18 protein-coding genes and 1 tRNA gene are annotated in these 16,965 nt (G+C 43.5%); 10 read left to right on the forward strand and 9 right to left on the reverse strand.

The genetic code is table 11. The annotated features are described in order from the left end of the window. Positions 1–73: 73 nt before the first annotated feature. The 7 genes from JN178_RS06840 (at position 74) to JN178_RS06870 (ending at position 5,893) form a co-directional block, all read left to right on the forward strand. Positions 74–149: transfer RNA gene (locus JN178_RS06840), tRNA-Glu, on the forward strand. A gap of 396 nt (positions 150–545) precedes the next feature. Beyond that, entirely contained in the window at positions 546–1,451 is a 906-nt protein-coding gene (locus JN178_RS06845) for a M14 family metallopeptidase (protein WP_202264700.1), read from the forward strand. Positions 1,452–1,511: 60 nt separating this feature from the next. Continuing rightward, positions 1,512–1,733: a hypothetical protein gene (locus tag JN178_RS06850; protein WP_159627950.1), complete on the forward strand. Its 222-nt coding sequence runs from the start codon at positions 1,512–1,514 to the stop codon at positions 1,731–1,733. Beyond that, a complete protein-coding gene (locus JN178_RS06855) occupies positions 1,730–1,921 on the forward strand; it encodes a DUF1289 domain-containing protein (RefSeq protein WP_202264702.1) in 192 nt (63 codons plus the stop codon). The genes JN178_RS06850 and JN178_RS06855 overlap by 4 nt, the downstream gene beginning before the upstream one ends. A 204-nt stretch (positions 1,922–2,125) precedes the next feature. Beyond that, positions 2,126–3,064, forward strand: a complete 939-nt coding sequence (gene dusC / locus JN178_RS06860) for a tRNA dihydrouridine(16) synthase DusC (RefSeq protein WP_202264704.1) — start codon at positions 2,126–2,128, stop codon at positions 3,062–3,064. A gap of 124 nt (positions 3,065–3,188) precedes the next feature. Beyond that, positions 3,189–4,616 (forward strand): amidohydrolase, encoded by a 1,428-nt coding sequence (locus JN178_RS06865; protein WP_202264706.1) that lies wholly within the window; start codon positions 3,189–3,191, stop codon positions 4,614–4,616. Next, the gene (locus tag JN178_RS06870; RefSeq protein WP_202264708.1) at positions 4,613–5,893 is read left to right on the forward strand and encodes an amidohydrolase family protein; all 1,281 of its coding nucleotides are present in this window, start codon (positions 4,613–4,615) and stop codon (positions 5,891–5,893) included. The genes JN178_RS06865 and JN178_RS06870 overlap by 4 nt, the downstream gene beginning before the upstream one ends. Before the next feature lie 40 nt (positions 5,894–5,933). Here JN178_RS06870 and JN178_RS06875 read toward each other — a convergent pair whose 3' ends face one another. The 3 genes from JN178_RS06875 to JN178_RS06885 all read right to left on the reverse strand — a co-directional run bounded on the left by JN178_RS06875 (position 5,934) and on the right by JN178_RS06885 (position 8,075). Beyond that, positions 5,934–6,944, reverse strand: coding sequence for a transposase (locus tag JN178_RS06875; RefSeq protein ID WP_232369714.1), 1,011 nt, complete (start codon positions 6,942–6,944; stop codon positions 5,934–5,936). A 242-nt stretch (positions 6,945–7,186) separates the two neighbouring features. After that, positions 7,187–7,372, reverse strand: coding sequence for a hypothetical protein (locus JN178_RS06880; RefSeq protein ID WP_202264710.1), 186 nt, complete (start codon positions 7,370–7,372; stop codon positions 7,187–7,189). A gap of 46 nt (positions 7,373–7,418) precedes the next feature. Beyond that, positions 7,419–8,075, reverse strand: coding sequence for an arylesterase (locus JN178_RS06885; RefSeq protein ID WP_202264712.1), 657 nt, complete (start codon positions 8,073–8,075; stop codon positions 7,419–7,421). Between the two features lie 16 nt (positions 8,076–8,091). Between JN178_RS06885 and JN178_RS06890 the strand changes: the two genes are divergently transcribed. Both JN178_RS06890 and JN178_RS06895 read left to right on the forward strand, forming a co-directional pair. Beyond that, the gene (locus JN178_RS06890) at positions 8,092–8,793 is read left to right on the forward strand and encodes an ABC transporter ATP-binding protein (protein ID WP_202264714.1); all 702 of its coding nucleotides are present in this window, start codon (positions 8,092–8,094) and stop codon (positions 8,791–8,793) included. Continuing rightward, on the forward strand, positions 8,794–11,316 hold the full coding sequence (locus tag JN178_RS06895; RefSeq protein WP_202264716.1) for an ABC transporter permease: 2,523 nt from the start codon (positions 8,794–8,796) through the stop codon (positions 11,314–11,316). 121 nt (positions 11,317–11,437) lie between these two features. On the opposite strand, the gene JN178_RS06900 is transcribed toward JN178_RS06895, so the two are convergent. Together JN178_RS06900 and folX are read right to left on the reverse strand one after the other, a co-directional pair. Beyond that, positions 11,438–12,331: a TIGR01777 family oxidoreductase gene (locus tag JN178_RS06900; protein ID WP_202264718.1), complete on the reverse strand. Its 894-nt coding sequence runs from the start codon at positions 12,329–12,331 to the stop codon at positions 11,438–11,440. A gap of 11 nt (positions 12,332–12,342) precedes the next feature. After that, positions 12,343–12,711 carry a dihydroneopterin triphosphate 2'-epimerase gene (folX, locus tag JN178_RS06905; protein ID WP_159627972.1) on the reverse strand — a complete coding sequence of 123 codons (369 nt, stop codon included), beginning with the start codon at positions 12,709–12,711 and terminating at the stop codon, positions 12,343–12,345. A 73-nt stretch (positions 12,712–12,784) separates the two neighbouring features. On the opposite strand from folX, the gene JN178_RS06910 reads away from it, so the two are divergent. Continuing rightward, on the forward strand, positions 12,785–13,825 hold the full coding sequence (locus JN178_RS06910; protein WP_159627974.1) for an AI-2E family transporter: 1,041 nt from the start codon (positions 12,785–12,787) through the stop codon (positions 13,823–13,825). Positions 13,826–13,964: 139 nt separating this feature from the next. Here JN178_RS06910 and JN178_RS06915 read toward each other — a convergent pair whose 3' ends face one another. From JN178_RS06915 to JN178_RS06930, 4 genes are all read right to left on the reverse strand, one after another. Beyond that, complete coding sequence (locus JN178_RS06915) at positions 13,965–15,305, reverse strand: ATP-binding protein (RefSeq protein WP_202264720.1); 1,341 nt, start codon at positions 15,303–15,305, stop codon at positions 13,965–13,967. Further along, positions 15,302–15,976: a response regulator transcription factor gene (locus JN178_RS06920; protein WP_159627979.1), complete on the reverse strand. Its 675-nt coding sequence runs from the start codon at positions 15,974–15,976 to the stop codon at positions 15,302–15,304. The genes JN178_RS06915 and JN178_RS06920 overlap by 4 nt, the downstream gene beginning before the upstream one ends. 1 nt (position 15,977) lies before the next feature. After that, complete coding sequence (locus JN178_RS06925) at positions 15,978–16,247, reverse strand: PepSY domain-containing protein (RefSeq protein WP_202264722.1); 270 nt, start codon at positions 16,245–16,247, stop codon at positions 15,978–15,980. A gap of 415 nt (positions 16,248–16,662) precedes the next feature. Next, positions 16,663–16,962 carry a YciI family protein gene (locus JN178_RS06930; RefSeq protein WP_159627983.1) on the reverse strand — a complete coding sequence of 100 codons (300 nt, stop codon included), beginning with the start codon at positions 16,960–16,962 and terminating at the stop codon, positions 16,663–16,665. Between the last annotated feature and the right edge of the window lie 3 nt (positions 16,963–16,965).

Raw genomic sequence — 16,965 nt, forward strand, 5'->3', positions numbered from 1 at the left:
TGTCGCTCGATTCGCAGAGCTCATCTCGCCTTACAGAAATTTAGTGAAGCTTTGCTTCACTAGCAAAATTTCTGTCCCCTTCGTCTAGAGGCCTAGGACACCGCCCTTTCACGGCGGTAACAGGGGTTCGAATCCCCTAGGGGACGCCATATCGAAAAAACCAGCCATCCGGCTGGTTTTTTTGTTTTTACCTCTCTCAAATTGCGTTTCTTCAAGTCTCTTAGCCAAAGCGCTTTAAAAGTATGATGAAAGTGGACAGTCACTTTTTATTTGAATCAAAAGTGGACAGACACTTATTCTCTGTCGCTGGTTAAGTTCATCGCAAACTCTAAAGCAACGAAGTGAGACGACTGCGCAAAGTGGACAGTCACTTTCTAAGTCGAATCGGTTGAACAAATTTTTGCGTGTTTCAAAATCACTCGTCGCCTTAATGGTGTAATTGCACCTATACACCAACAGCGCTCAAAAATACGAGTTTAGCGTTATCAGCACATACTATGGATTAAATGACTGTTATTATTACCTTCCAAACTACGAGGTGTTATATGCAGAATTATCCAATAGGAACCCCGGGTAAGCCGTGGGGAGACGAAGAAAAAGCACAATGGAAAGCACAGCAACGTATTCAGCGAAGCTATAAAGAAGAAGTGCTTGATAAGCTGAATAAAATTATTCCTGACGGATTTTCACTAAAGCAATATGGTGCACTACCGTACGATGAAGCTCGTTACCCGTTGTTTGCCGTACTCCCTACAAGCTTTGATCCAAATAAGCCTTCAGCATTAGTAACAGGCGGTGTTCATGGTTACGAAACCAGTGGCGTCCAGGGAGCGCTTCAATTTATTGAAACTAAACTTTCTAAGTATTCAAAAGATTGCAATATTGTGGTGGTGCCATGTGTAAGTCCTTGGGGATATGAGACAATAAATCGCTGGAATCCTCTAGCGCTAGATCCGAATCGTTCATTTTTTGAAAACTCGCCAGCGCCTGAAGCGGCGCAACTGATGACGTTAATAGATGAATTAAACATACCGCTTTCATTACACATAGACCTGCACGAAACCACTGACACAGATAACTCAGAGTTTAGGCCCGCCCTTGCTGCAAGAGACGGCACTACGCATGATAATTGGAATATCCCAGATGGGTTTTACACTGTAGCGAATACGCCGAACCCACAAATAGCCTTTCAAGAGTCGGTGATTAACGCGGTCAAGCAAGTTACTCACATCGCACCGCCTGACGATAATGGGAAAATTATAGGCGCAGATGTAGTGAGCGAGGGGGTTATTTGCTACGACAAGAAAACACTGTTTCTATGTGGTGGAATGACTGACGCTGAATTTGTTACTACTACAGAGGTTTACCCCGATAGTGCTAACGCTACACCACAGAACTGCAATGACGCACAAGTGGCAGCAATTTGCGCAGCATTAGAATTTGTTAAATAGACGCTTGAACGTTTAGACGTCTAGATGTATATTTAAGCCTTCAATGAAGGGGGCTCAATTGTGTTTATCTATTCGGCAGTAATTTACGACGGCAACAAACAAAATCTTATTCGTCACGAATGCAGGACAGACACTGAGTTTTCCGCATTCTTGGAAGATAAGTTTGGTTGCTTTGTTTGCCTGTGGTCGAATAAAGAGTTATCAGAGAGCACACTTAACGCCATTGCGGCTTCTCGTGTTTCTCACCAATCGCAAGAAGAAATAGGTAACATTTCACTATGAATCTAGCTTCACCGTGCGTGGCATTATGTAAGCTTGACGAACAAGATATTTGTATTGGCTGTCAGCGCACAATCGATGAAATTACGCACTGGCAATATTACTCTGAGTCGCAAAAACAAGCTGTGTTCGAGCGGCTCTATAAAAAATCGGACACACACTCAATTTCGATTAATAGTATCAAGCTCTAAACTCAAAATGGACAGACACTTTATGTAAATAAGTGTCTGTCCATTTGAGCCCTCATTTTTCACTCATCAAGTGTCTGTCCATTTCTATAATTTTTTTGCAAAGTTAATTCTTTAGCAATCCATGTTTATTCCATAGCGACGTCTAGTGCTTTTTGATAAAATCTCGCGCCGTTTTTTAATGTAGCTTGAAAGAGACTTTACCTGATGAAAGTAATGCTAGCCCCGATGGAAGGGGTTGTTGACCACTTAATGAGAGACATGTTGACTCGTGTAGGCGGTTTCGACCAATGCGTTACAGAATTCGTAAGGGTAGTCGACCAAAAGTTGCCGAAAAAAACCTTCTATCGTCTCTGCCCTGAACTTCACAATGGTGGCAAAACTCCAGCAGGCGTTCCCGTGCGTGTCCAATTGCTTGGCCAACATCCTCAATGGCTAGCTGAGAATGCAGAAACCGCTATTGAGCTAGGATCGCCAGGTGTAGATCTCAACTTTGGATGCCCAGCAAAAACGGTTAACAAAAGCAAAGGCGGTGCTGTATTGCTTAAAGAAACACAAACGCTATACGATATTGTAAAAGCAGTCAGAGAGGCTGTTCCAAGTCACATTCCTGTTTCTGCGAAAATTCGACTGGGTTTTGAAGATAAGTCTTTAGCAATCGATAACGCTATAGCTATTACCGAAGCAGGCGCTTCAGAGCTTGTAGTGCATGCAAGAACTAAAACGGAAGGGTACAAGCCACCTGCTTATTGGGATTGGATTGCAAAAATTAAACAGCATACGCAAATTCCCTTGGTCGCTAATGGCGAGATTTGGAGTAGTGAGGATTCTAAGCGCTGCCAACAGCAATCTGATTGTGAAAATCTAATGATAGGGCGAGGAGCGTTAGCCCTTCCAAACTTAGCGCTGTGTATCAAAAATGGTGAGGACCCCATGCCATGGCCTGAACTAGCATCGCTATTGATACAGTACTCAGGTTATGAAATATTCGGGGATAAGGGCAAATACTATCCGAACAGAATAAAGCAGTGGTGTGGGTATTTAAAAAGACAGTATCCAGAAGCTGAAATTTTATTCAATGATATTAGGCGCTTGACCAATTCTCAAGATATCGTTGATGTGCTAGCTCGCCAGTCCTCGCATTAATATAACGCTCTACCTTAGTGCAACTTGGCAAGTGCACATTCCTTAGCTAGGCTGTTTTGTACTGGGGAAATTGAATCAATAACCCCCAGTATCCACAAATAATAAGAATAGCTCTGGGGAACACATGAAAATTATACCTTCGAAGCTGACACTATCGATGGCTTGCATCGCATCATTTTGTTTGATGGGATGTGGCCAAGATGCCAGCGTTGATAGCACACAAGCACCTAAAGTATCGATAAATCCTGACCCTTATCCAAGTACGTACAAACCAATCCTAAGTGAACCTACCCTTATTACCAACGTAACCATTTTTGATGGCATTGGCGGCAAAATTGAAAACGGTAGTGTTTATTTCGCTGAAGGAAAGATTCAAGCTGTTGCCAAAAGTGGACAATCACTCGATACCGCGAGCAACACAACAATAATCGACGGCACTGGTAAGTGGGTAACACCAGGTATTATCGATAACCATAGTCACTTAGGCGTGTATCCGTCACCGTCTACTCGTTCCCATTCTGATGGTAATGAAATGACCAATCCAGTTACTGCACAGGTTTGGGCCGAGCACTCTGTTTGGCCGCAAGACCCTGGTTTTGGGCGTGCTTTAGCCGGCGGGGTGACAACGCTACAAATTTTACCAGGCTCGGCTAATTTATTTGGTGGCCGCTCGGTGGTGCTTAAAAATGTGCCAAGTCGTACTATGCAGGATATGAAGTTTCCACAAGCTCCTTATGGCATGAAAATGGCTTGTGGTGAGAACCCGAAACGCGTCTACGGTGAAAAAGGTGGGCCAATGACAAGGATGGGTAACGTAGCGGGATATCGACAAGCATGGTCAGATGCTCAAGATTACCTTCGAAAATGGGAAGCCTACGAACGTGATTATGAAGCCGGTAAAGATGCGTCACCACCTAAAAGAGATTTGAAGCTAGAGACGCTTGCAGGCGTTTTGAAAGGTGATATTCGCGTTCATATGCATTGTTATCGAGCAGATGAAATGACCGTAATGATGGATGTGATGAAAGAGTTTGACTATCAAATTGGCACTTTTCATCACGCGGTTGAAGCATACAAAATTGCTGACAAGCTGAAAGAAAACAATGTGTGTTCAGCGATGTGGGCAGATTGGTGGGGCTTCAAGATGGAAGCTTACGATGGCATTCGTGAAAACATTCCCGCGGTTCATGCTGCCGGTGCTTGTGCCATAGTACATTCTGATAGCGACCTTGGGATACAGCGCTTAAATCAAGAAGCGGCCAAAGCGTGGTCGGATGGTAAGCGTGCTGGTATTGATATTCCTATGGAAGACGCTTGGATTTGGCTCTCGGCTAATCCAGCGAAGTCACTGGGTATTTTTGATAAAACGGGGTCTCTCGAGGCCGGTAAACAAGCTGACATCGTAGTGTGGAATGGAAATCCATTTTCAACTTACACGAAAGCAGAGCAGGTATATATTGATGGCGGTTTAGCCTACTCCTTAACGGATACGTCGTCATGGCCAGTGAGTGATTTCGAGCTAGGCCAAGTGGGTGAAGGAGATTCTAAATGAGAAAATTAGCGGTATTACTGGCTACAATGTCGATAGTGACATCCACATTTGCCGATAACTACGCCATTGTTGGTGGAAAGATACACACCATGGGCTCACAGGGCATTGTTGATCAAGGAACCATCCTTGTTAGAGATGGCCGAATTGAGTCGGTACAGAGTGGTGAAAGCGTACCTGAAGGTTACGAACGTATAGATGCTAGTGGAAAGGTAGTTACGCCAGGCTTTATCGGTGCACTCACTTCTTTAGGTTTAGTTGAAGTGTCATCGTCATCAGGCGTGGTAGATTCAAGTATTGAAATGACGCCAATTTCAAACACAGGTGCAGCATTAGATGTTCAATACGCTGTTAACCCTGACAGCTCACTGCTTGCAATTACGCGCCTAGAGGGTATGACTTCCGCGGCTACAGCCATTAATGGCAGTAAATACTTATTTGGTGGGCTTGGCGCAATCATCCAGTTAAGTGGACAGTCACCCGTTTTAAAATCAGCCGCTTTCATGACAATAGACGTGGGTAGCGAAGGTGCTGAGCATACTGGTGGTTCACGAGCTGCACTTTGGGTAATGCTGGATAAAGTATTTGAGGAAGCTTCGAATGCGGCGGGTGATTTATCAGCAGAGAAGCCATGGTATGGGCTGAACACTCGCTCTGATGTAAAAGCACTAAAGCGCGTTATACAAGGTGAAGTGCCGTTATTGATGCGAGCTGATCGCGCTGCGGATATTCGCCAGGTGATCGCCTTTAAGGACAGACACCCTTCTGTGAAAGTGGTCTTGGTTCATGGCGTAGAAGCCTGGCGCGTTGCAAGTGAGCTTGCGCAATCAAATATTCCTGTGATTATCGATCCAGAGTACAACTTGCCAGGTGGATTTGACCAAATGGGCGCTACACTAAGCAACGCCGCACGTCTTCATCAAGCAGGCGTCAGCGTAGCTATTGGAATGGACACACACAACATTCGACTAGCTGCACAACATGCAGGTAATGCCGTAGCAAATGGTTTACCACATGAGGTTGGCTTAGAAAGTTTAACGCGTGTACCAGCGTCAATATTTGGGCTTGATACCGAAGTGGGTAGGCTTGAGGTTGGCCTTCAAGCAGATATTGTCATTTGGTCGGGAGATCCGTTGGAAGTAACCGAAGCTGCTGAGTCAGTGTTCATCAATGGACTACCAATTAAAATGGAGTCTCGACAAACAAAACTTCGAGATAGGTATTTATCACTTGGCACTGGAAATAGCAAAAAGCCCTCGCAGTATCAGCGAAGTGAATAAAGAGATTTAATTGTTGAAGGCTTTCATTAGAAAGCCTTTTTTATGAAAGATATCTCGTGGCGTTTGTCACATTAGGCCGGCAGCTTCTGCCACAAAACTTCGCAAAATCTGTCATCGCGTCCGGGCAGCCAACCGGACCGGAGAATAAAGTTTCAAAATTATTTGTTACTAGTTGCCAGTTTTGCGATGTCATACCAAGGCGTTTGAGTAAACTGTTCGTCAGCTTTGGAAAGGGGGATGCAACTTTCTTTGTCTGTCGCGCCAACGTATTTTTCAATAGTGCAACATAGTCATCTAACTTGAATGGAATATGAGATTTTTTGCCTTGTTGAATACAATCTTCAAATGGCATCAAAAATTTGGGTGTTTTATTCACTCGTTGTGCATTTAACCGGTACTGAATACTCGTGTAGTTTGATGTAGTGAGAGAGTTTGCAATTTTGGCTCGGATTGGATTTAAGTCGACATATGCCATAACAGCAGCCAGTGCTTTTTCATCTAATATCGCTTGAGACCGAAAGCGTCTTTCCCAAAAATAGCCTTTACAATCATCCTCTTTATTCGCTTTTCTAGCGATGTATTCGTTGAGCATCCGCATGAACCAGCTAATTGATTGAAGCCGGCTTCGGTATAGTGATGAAAGCCTTTGCAGCTCAGCGCACTCTTCGGGGGACAATTCACTCTCTGATCCACCTTCTAAATAATGTTGCACAAGCGGTGGACATTTATAGAACATTCGCCAGCGAAGAAGTACCTCATCCATTGACCAACCCTCAGCTCTTCCTTTAGCGACATGAAGCACAACATGAATATGATTGTGCATAACAGCATAAGCACAAAGATCAATGGCGAAAGCTTGTGAGAGCTTGTGCAGCCTGTCTTGGATCCACTTTCTGCGATGTTCATAGTTTATCCCTGTATTATTATCCCTACCACAAAGGTACGACTGACGTACGCATCGTGAAATACAATGATAATAGGGGGTGACATCCGTATTGATTTGTTTGTAGCGAGGTAGAGGCATTTCCATATCCCTAATGTTTTTACGCATTATGAGAAATTCACGCTTCTTTATAAGTGTCTATGAGGCCAGTTTTGGTACAGTTTTTTAAGATGAATGGTTTGGAACTAAATTGAACAGTGAACTAAAGTGGACAGTCACTTAAGTGCTCTGATGGACTGCTCGTAGTGAATGGTTTAGTAACTGCAAACAAGTGGGTGTCCACTTTGGTTAGCTTTATGCGGCGAATTTGTAAAGACATCGTGTGGGTGTCCAGTTTATCAATCAAAGCCTTATACAAACACATCCACGCGTGAGCCTACTCGACCGTCTGAATTGCTCGATGCCTGCTGTGTAGGCTGAGTCTGATTGGCTTGATTTTCTTGCTCGTTGCGTTGCTCCACTTGCTGCTGAGGCGCACGCTGAGTTGTTTCAAGTACGGTTGATACTGGGCCTGAATTAACTGATGAAACATCCATACTAGACTCCGAATTATGTGAATCATTCTTTTATAAAATAGCACATTTATTCATCATTGAGGATTAACTTTCTTAAGTGTCTGTCCATTAATTCTGCAATCATTGGTTGCGCCGTCGCATTTGGGTGAATCCCGTCACTTTGCATTAGCTCACTTTTCAATGCTATTTCCTCTAGGAAAAAAGGAATTTTCGTCACGCTTTGTGCGTCAGCCACTTGCGAAAAGCTCTTGGTAAACATTTGCGTATATCGCTTTCCATAATTTGAAGGAATTTGCATTTCTTGAAGAAAAACCTGCGCTTCGCTGCTTTTCGCTGTTTCAACTAATGACGTTAAATTGTCTCTAATTTTTTTAATGTTGTGGCCTTGTAAGCCGTCATTACCACCCAGTTCAATTAAAACATGCGTAGGATTGTGTTGCTCTAGAAGACGAGGGAACCTTGCTAGACCGCCATCGGTGGTTTCTCCGCTCACCGCAGCATTTACAATTTCAATCGGAATATTGTCGTCTTGCCACATTTTTTGTAACAAACTAACCCAACCCTCGCGTTGCTGTAATCCGTAAGCTGCGGATAGACTGTCACCTAATATAAGTAGGACAGCATTTTCGCTCTTCTCCTGGTTATCAGCTTGATCTGATAGCGCGTGAGAGGGTATTAAAAGAATGACTAAAAATACGAACAAATTACGAAATCTAACAAACACGAATAGATGACCCCTTATGATAAAAGCAAACTCTGTAACCAAAGTAGTTGATACGAGTGAAGGTTCACTGCAGATCCTTCGTCCAATTTCCTTCGAAGTCAAGTCTGGTGAGTCCGTTGCCATTATTGGTGCGTCCGGCTCAGGTAAATCAACCTTGTTAGGCTTGTTGGCGGGCTTGGACCAAGTTACAGAAGGTGAGATTTTTTTGGATGGTGAAGGGCTGCACAATATGGATGAGGAGCAGCGAGCTGTTCTACGCGGTAATAAAGTGGGTTTTATATTTCAAAGCTTCATGTTGGTTCAAAGCCTAACTGCACTTGAAAATGTCATGTTGCCTGCTGAAATAGCGGGGTTAGATAATCCCAAAGCGCTGGCCAATGAAATCTTAGAACAAGTTGGTTTGCAACACAGAGCGCACCACTTTCCCAACCAGTTATCTGGTGGTGAGCAACAACGTGTAGCGATTGCGAGAGCGTTTATTACATCGCCTAAAATTTTGTTTGCTGACGAGCCAACAGGCAACCTTGATGCTAAGAACAGTGAAAAAATAGAGTCACTTTTGTTTAAAATGAATAGAGAAAAAGGCACTACTTTAGTACTTGTTACACATGATAATACGTTGGCAGAGCATTGCGACAGACAGTTAACAATGAGTGCGGGTGAACTCGTTGAAACTACCGCTGCTAAAGAGCAAAACGATGCGAAAGAGGCGGTATAAATGTCAACTTCGTTCAATTTAGCGTGGCGATTGTTTCGCCATGAAGCCAGACGCGGCGAGCTCACAATCATTCTACTTGCTATTGTATTGTCTGTAGCGGCAGTACTCTCGTTATCATTGTTTAGCGAACGACTTCAAGGAGCCCTGAAATCGCGCTCAGCCGCCTTTATTGCCGCTGATGCACAGTTGCGCTCGGATGATCCTATAGACGAATCTTGGTTGCTACAAGCGCAAGAGGAGGGATTAACAACAGCTAAACAAGTGACTACGCGCTCAATGGTATTTAGCGGTGACGAAATGTCACTTGTCGATCTTCGAGCCGTGAATGACGGCTATCCTCTAAAAGGGGCGGTAAGCATTACCGATAAGCCTTTTGGTGAAAAGCAGGAAACCAATGCTTTACCCCAGCCAGGTGAAGCTTGGGTGCAATCGAGGTTGTTTCAAACGCTAGGAATCACGGTGGGCGATGAGATAGAGATTGGCGAAGGTGTCTTCACGGTGACGCGCGTTTTGGTAGATATTCCAGATGCTGGGTTTAGCATTTTTAACACAGACCCTATTGTTCTGATGAATATAAGTGACCTCAATAAAACGGCTGTTACAGGCCCTGGCAGTAGGGTTCGTTATGTGGGGTACTTTGCTGGCGAGCCGAGTCAATTGGAGAGTTTCAGCGACTGGCTATTGCCCAATCTTAATGACGACTTGCATTCATGGCGAACTGTTGCAGATGATGAGTCTGCAATTGGACGCTCTGTAGCAAGCGCTGAACGTTATTTCCTGCTCGCAAGTCTATTGGCAATTGTACTTGCAGCAGTATCGATAGCTGTCGCGGCACAACGTTATGCACAACGACATTTCGATCCAGTGGCCATTATGAAAACCTTGGGTGCTACCAGCAGAACGATTCGTAAAATTTACCTCATTCAAATTTTGTTAATCACAGCACTGGGGATTTTTATTGGTCTTATTGTCGGGTTTATTGGCCAACAAGTAGTGGTCATGTTTGTTGCTGATAAAGTAGATGTATCTCTTAATGTTTGGCATTGGCGTCCGGTGATTATATCCGTTGCTACTGGGGCGACGTGCGCACTGCTGTTTTCTCTGTATCCACTACTTCAGTTATTCTCGGTACCCCCGCTTCGGGTACTAAGAAAAGACATTAGTGCCAATCTGCGTTCTCGTAGCATTCAGTTTATTGCCTCTGGCGGAGCGATTTTCTCGTTAATGTGGATGTATAGTCAGGACCTTAAGATAAGTGCGATTTTGTTCTTGTCGGGCACTGTGCTTGTTGCAAGCTTATTACTGGCTACTTATGGGTTAATTGCTATTGGCCGACGTTTAGGTAGTGGCAGAATGGGCCCTTGGCAGCTAGCGTGGGCGCGGATCAAGCGAAGAGCTATGGACAATAGTGTACAACTCATTAGCTTCTCGATAACAATCATGCTGTTGTTGGTAGTGCTCGTTATGCGCAATGATATGGTGTCGCAGTGGCGTTCACAGTTGCCCGAAGGGACACCCAACTACTTTCTTATCAACATAACACCAGATATTCAACCCGAATTGGACAGACACTTTGAAGAGAATGGCATTCAAATAGAAGAGTTCTACCCTGTTATTAGAGGTCGGTTTGTAGCTGTTAACGAGGAAGGCGTAAACACAGAGGTATCAAAGGAAGATGAATCTAACAGGGAAGGGCGTCGCGGGCTAGGCAGAGAAGCGAATTTAACGTGGAGTAACACGTTACAAAAAGAAAATAAGGTAGTGGAAGGCACTTGGCATGGTAATGGGGTTTCGAGTATCGATGATGGCGTTTATCCTGTATCAGTTGAGCAAGAAGTGGCGATGCGTTTAGACATCAAAATGGGTGATAAGTTAACTTTTAATGTGGGAAGTGAAATAGTCGAAACCCAAGTGACCAGTATCAGGGAAGTAAATTGGCAGACGATGCAACCTAACTTTTTCTTTGTCATCCATCCTGATGCAATGGCTTCGTTCCGACCTACTTATATTACTAGTTTTTATCTACCCACCGAGAGAAAATCACAACTCACTGAGCTATTAAAGCCCTTTGCTTCAATAACGATGTTTGATGTGGATGCTCGCATAAATCAGCTGCGCGAGATAGTAGATCAAGTATCAGTAGCGGTTGAATTTATACTGGTGCTAGTACTGATGGCTGGGAGCTTAGTATTGATAGCCCAAGTGCAAGCCAGTATGGATGAGCGTAGGCAGGAAATTGCAATATTAAGGACATTGGGCGCGAAAGGCGGCCTTATCCGTAAAAGTGTAATTTTTGAATTCGTAATTATAGGGACAGTCGCTGGATTCATGGCGGCATTGGCTAATGAGTTAAGTCTTTACTTGCTTCAAACATCAGTTTTTCAAATGGATGGCAGTCTGCATTTCGAATATTGGGCTGTAGCGCCTACAGTAGGTGCTGTTGTAGTTGGCATTCTTGGGGCCTTTGGTTGCTGGCGCTTGCTAACGCTAAATACGAGCCAAATGTTGAGAAAAATGGTGTGATTTAGAGCAAAAGAAAGTGGACAGTCACTCATATAAAAAGTGTCTGTCCATTAACGGCATTAACGGCATTAACGGATTAACGAATGCATTAGAACTTTGCAGCTAACGAAATCTAATCAGCTCATCGATTAATGTCGTTAAGTGCCATTTCTAAAGTAGGGTATTCAAAAGTAAACCCAGCGTTAGTTAAATTTTGAGGTATAACGCGTTGACCTTCCAGAATCATTGTTGATGATTCTCCCATCGCAATTTTCATAATGAAGGCAGGGACAGTGAATAAGCATGGGCGATTAAGCGATGCTGCGAGTTGCTTTGAGAATGTAATATTTGCAACTGGCTCTGGTGCAGTTACGTTAAAAGGACCGCTACAATTCTTGTTTTCAAGCAAGAATGCGATGGCTCTTATCATGTCTTGAAGGTGGATCCATGACAGATATTGATCCCCTGAGCCCAGTTTTCCGCCCACACCCAATTTGAAAGGTAGCGCCATTTTACTTAAGGCCCCACCGTTTCTAGAGAGTACAACACCGGTGCGCAATAAAACGACACGAGTTGATTCACTTATCGCGCCCTGAGCAATTGACTCCCATTTATTGCATAGTTGATGGGTGAATTCATCGTGAGGGCTGGAGTCTTCAGTCAATACTTTATCATTTTGATTCCCATAAAAACCAATCGCTGACCCCGAAATAAAGGTTTTTGGAGGCTGCTTAGTATCGTTGATTTTAGCGACGAGTTGTGAAGTGATTGACCATCGACTTTCGCAAATCACTTTCTTTTGAGTGTCTGTCCATCGTTTGTCGGCTATTGGTTCACCCGCTAAATTAATCACCGCATCAAACGCCGAAATATCCTCAATTTTTGAAACAGCGTTTACTACAGCAATGTCTTCTCCCAACTTTGCCTTTGCTTTACTTGTGTCCCGCGATACAACTGTAAACGTATGCTGGTTTCGATATTGGCTGATGAATTCACTGCCTATAAGGCCTGTTCCACCGGTAATGAGAATATTCATGGAACTCTCCGCTACGCTGACTTGTTACACGAAAGCGTAAGTGATACCGAGTCAGAGAATCTGAGCGCGTGGGGTTTGTCTACTTCTACTTCTGCATAGCGCACCGACGAATGCTCTGCGGCAATGCTAAGTACATCGGCGGTGAGTTTTTCTAACAAAGAGAATCGATTATCCTCGACTAATTTTATAATCGCCTTGGTGATCGTTTTGTAGTTTAGTGCATCGCTCATATCGTCAGTATTAGTAGCTTTCTCAGCGTCGTAGTCGATTTTTACGTTAACCACTACATCTTGCTTGTTTTTGATTTCATCTTCGTTGATGCCGATATACGTTCGAAGTCTGAGGTTTTTAATTTTTATTGTGGCGAGGTTGAAATTCATTACAGTCTCTTGTTTGTAGTTAGTTATAAGTCGTTGTAAAGTATTGTCGTTTCAGTCAGGAATGTAGCACAAAATGTCAGTGGAACTACGATCACCAACCGCAAAAATTCTTATTGTACTTGCTTGCCTCGTGGTTGTAATGGCAGGCATTAAGGCAGCCAGTACGATTATGGTGCCTTTCTTTCTATCTATATTTATCGCTATAGCGTGCAGTCCAATTATTCACTGGACTTCTAGATTTGGCGTGCCTAAATGGTTATCTATCACCTTTGTTATACTGATAATTGTTGTGTTCGGATTTCTTTTGGCCGGTCTCGTTGGCCAGTCAATGACAGAGTTTAGAGAAAATCTGCCTCAATACAGAAGTAAATTGGATTCTGAGTTTGCATGGGTTGTGTCTAAACTGGCTGAATACAATATTCATATAAACCGCGAGTTGATCGCTTCTCACCTAGATCCTGCTACGGCAATGTCGGTTGCTACCAATTTCATAAGCGGTATGGGCGGTGTGTTGTCTAATCTATTCTTGATTCTTCTAACCGTTATCTTCATGCTTTTTGAAGCGGATAGTATTCCTCGCAGATTGCATATTGCGTTGGCTGACCCCGGTATGAAGCTAAAACACATCGACCGATTCATCCGCTCCGTTAACAGTTATCTCGCAATAAAAACAGTCGTGAGTCTAGGTACTGGACTTATTATCGGCTTGTGGCTTTACATAATGGGTGTGGACCATTTTATGCTGTGGGCTGTACTTGCGTTTATGCTTAATTTTATTCCGAATATTGGTTCTATTATTGCCGCAGTACCTGCGGTGCTAATCGCCTTTGTTCAGCTTGGTCCAGCGCAGGCAGGGTTTGCTGCTTTGGGCTTTGTATTAGTGAACACCATCATGGGTAATATGGTCGAACCTCGGTTGATGGGGAAAGGAATGGGGCTATCTACGCTTGTCGTGTTCCTATCTTTGATCTTTTGGGGGTGGCTGCTGGGTACTGTTGGAATGCTTCTTTCTGTCCCTTTAACTATGGTTGTAAAAATAGCCTTAGAATCGAGAGAAGAGAGTAAATGGCTTGCAGTGTTGCTATCAAGTGAAGGTGATAAGAAGGCGGCATAACTCGTTTTTTATGGGTGTTTGTGAAAACGGACACACACTTAATGCTACCTATAGCAAAACATCTTTTTGAGAAAACAATAATGGACAGCCACAAAAAAATCACGAAAAAGTATCTGTCCACTTTATTAGAAGTCGAGAACTAATTCTCGACTTCGTGATAGGGAAAGCTGACAGTAATGCTTGCGCCACCTAAGTGACTGTCCTCTATCTTCATTCGGCCTTCATATATAGATACCAAGTCTGCTACCAAAGCCATACCTATGCCATGACCTTCGGTGTATGTATCAAGCCGCATCCCTCGCTCTAACAGCACCGATTTTTTATCATCTGGGATACCTGGGCCATCATCATCGAATTTTACCGTTAACCAATTATCGTTAATCTGCGCATAAACCGTAATTTGGGTGTTGGCTGCTTTACAGGCGTTATCAAGAATGTTGCCAAACAGCTCCATTAAATCTGTTTCGTCGCCCTTAAACTGCGCCTTTTCGTCGACATCAAATTCGATAGTCAGTGCTTTATCTTGATAAACTTTATCCATCGCATCTGCGAGTTTATGCAGAACAGGTTCTATTCGAATTGCATTCTGCCACCCTGTTTTTCCAGCACTCGCTCTTTTTAATTGTCGTTGAATTATCCTATCGATTTGAGACAGCGATTCTTTAACCTCTGCAGGAAGGCTCTTGTGCCCTGAAGCAACTGCAAGCGGTGTTTTCAGGCTATGCGCCAAATCACCCAAACTGTTTTTATAGCGTGTTCTTTGTTTAGCTTCAGTGTGTAACAAGTCGTTGATGGAGCGTTTTAGTGAGTCAAATTCCACGGGGTATCGTTCATCAAGATTCAGTTTTTTGCCACTTGAAGTCAGTGAAATTTCGTCGATGAGTTTTCTTACAGGCGAGAGTACTAAGCTAATGCCCACCACAATAAACACAAGCAAAACAAAGCACAACGTGAATATCCACTGCCATGTAGTCGTTAAAAAAGTGTCTCGTTCCTGCTCGAACAATACTTTGTCATTAAAAATGTAAAAGCGTACGGGCTCAAAATCTCTACTAGAAGCAAATTCCGCGGTGAATGCATAGACGAAAAAAGGGGACTCGCTAGCAAATTTAGGATTGTGATTGTCGATAAAGAGCTCGTTTCCAACCGCAACATCAATATCAGGAGGGGTAAAAGTATATTCTAAAGCAGATGCTGATTGCCAAATGACTTCGTCTCGAAAAACAATAATGCCCAAATACCCCGAGCCAGGCAGGTTGAGTTGCTCCTCATACAAAATTTCTGGCATATAGGGTAAATCGCCATCTAACTCAAACGCGGAAAGCAAGCCTAAGTTCATTAGGCGCAACTCACTCATTTTTGCTTGAGTTAAACTTTCTGTATAAGCGTCATCTAAAATAATGACGGTAAAAGGCGCAAATAGGGCTAATAGCCCTATTGCTAATAAGATACTTCTCAGTCGAAGCGACAGTTGCCTCATAGGTTGCGATTTATCCGGTAACCCCTTCCACGCAGGGTTTCTATCGGTTTTAACTCGCCTGTCGGATCAAGCTTTTTGCGTAATCTACCAACGAAGACCTCAATGACATTGCTGTCTAAATCGAAATCTTGATCATAGATATGTTCAGTTAACTCAGTCTTTGAAATTACTTTTTGTGGATTCAACATCAAGTATTCCATCACTTTGTACTCGTAAGCAGTTAAGTCGAGCGCTTCTCCGTTGAGTGAAAGTTCTTCACTGACAGTATCAAGTGCTATTGGACCGAACTGAATTGTTGGGTTAGCTTGACCTGAAGCCCGACGAATCAATGCTTTCGTTCTAGCGAGTAACTCTTCGTTGTGGAATGGTTTGGTAAGGTAATCGTCGGCTCCTGCATCAAGGCCTTCTACCTTTTCTTGCCATCTGTCGCGCGCTGTCAGAATTAATATAGGGCAGGAAATGTCAGCTTGTCGCGCTTTTCGGATAACTTCAAAGCCATCTAGCTTTGGCATACCGATGTCGATAATTGCCAAATCATAACTGTATTCTTTTATGAGAAATAATGCATGCTCGCCATTGTCAGCTAAATCAACACTGTATCCATTTTGTTGAAGTAGCGTGTCTAGTTGGGTTAGCAGCCTGCTGTCGTCCTCGGCTATTAGGATACGCATATCAATCCTTATCTTTGGATGTTTTCACTTTGCCTGAGCGTTTATCTACATCCACCGTTACTACTCGTCCTGATTTTTTCAGTACTTTTACACGATATTTTTTGGAAGTTTGCTCAACTTTTAACACGCGACCATTTTCTGCATTTCTCGCGCGTTCAGCAGCTTCACTTTTGGAAATATTGGCGTTAGCGCTTTGCTGAGCAATAGCCGGACTTGTGCAAGACAAAGCTAACACAACACATACTATTGCAACTCGAAGCGATAACGTCATACAACCTCACCATAAAAATCTCGCCCAGACCAAACTAACGCCAAGTATACGTTAGCAATCTGAACAAATACTGAATTGGAATAAGTCTACCCTGCTTATGGAAAAGTGTACATAAGCCGTAAGTGGCTATTCCTATCTTAGTAACCAAATAAGGGACAGACACTTCATGTAGACATCGCTTAACTTTTATAGAAGAAGGCAAATCAGGGGGAAGTTCCTTTTTAAGAGTGTCTGTCCTATTTACACTGCTTTGTTTATAAGAGTGTGTGTTCATTGGTTGCACCCAAAGAAAAAGTGTGTGTCCATTTTTTAATGCGTTGCAAAAGTGAGTGTCTGTCCTTTTTTTTCTCCCTTATTTCTCGCAGAAACAAAAAAGCCTAGCGGGTGCTAGGCTTTTGGGTGGGTGTCCATTTTTTTACGGCAACACTTTTTTGTACGGTTTTACTATTACGCTTTCGTAAACGCCTGCTTCGATGTATGGGTCGGCATCAGCCCATGCTTGCGCATCTTCAAGTGAATCGAATTCAGCTACCACTAATGAGCCGGTGAAACCCGCAGGGCCGGGATCCGGGCTATCAACGGCAGGGAAGGGCCCTGCCATAATTAACCGACCTTCTGCTTTTAACGCATTCAAGCGCTCCAAGTGTGCAGGGCGTGCTGCAAGGCGCTTGTCTAAGCTATTTGCAACGTCTGTTGCACAAATCATATATAGCATCGC

Source organism: Alteromonas sp. KC3, assembly GCF_016756315.1.
Taxonomy (GTDB): Bacteria; Pseudomonadota; Gammaproteobacteria; order Enterobacterales; family Alteromonadaceae; genus Alteromonas.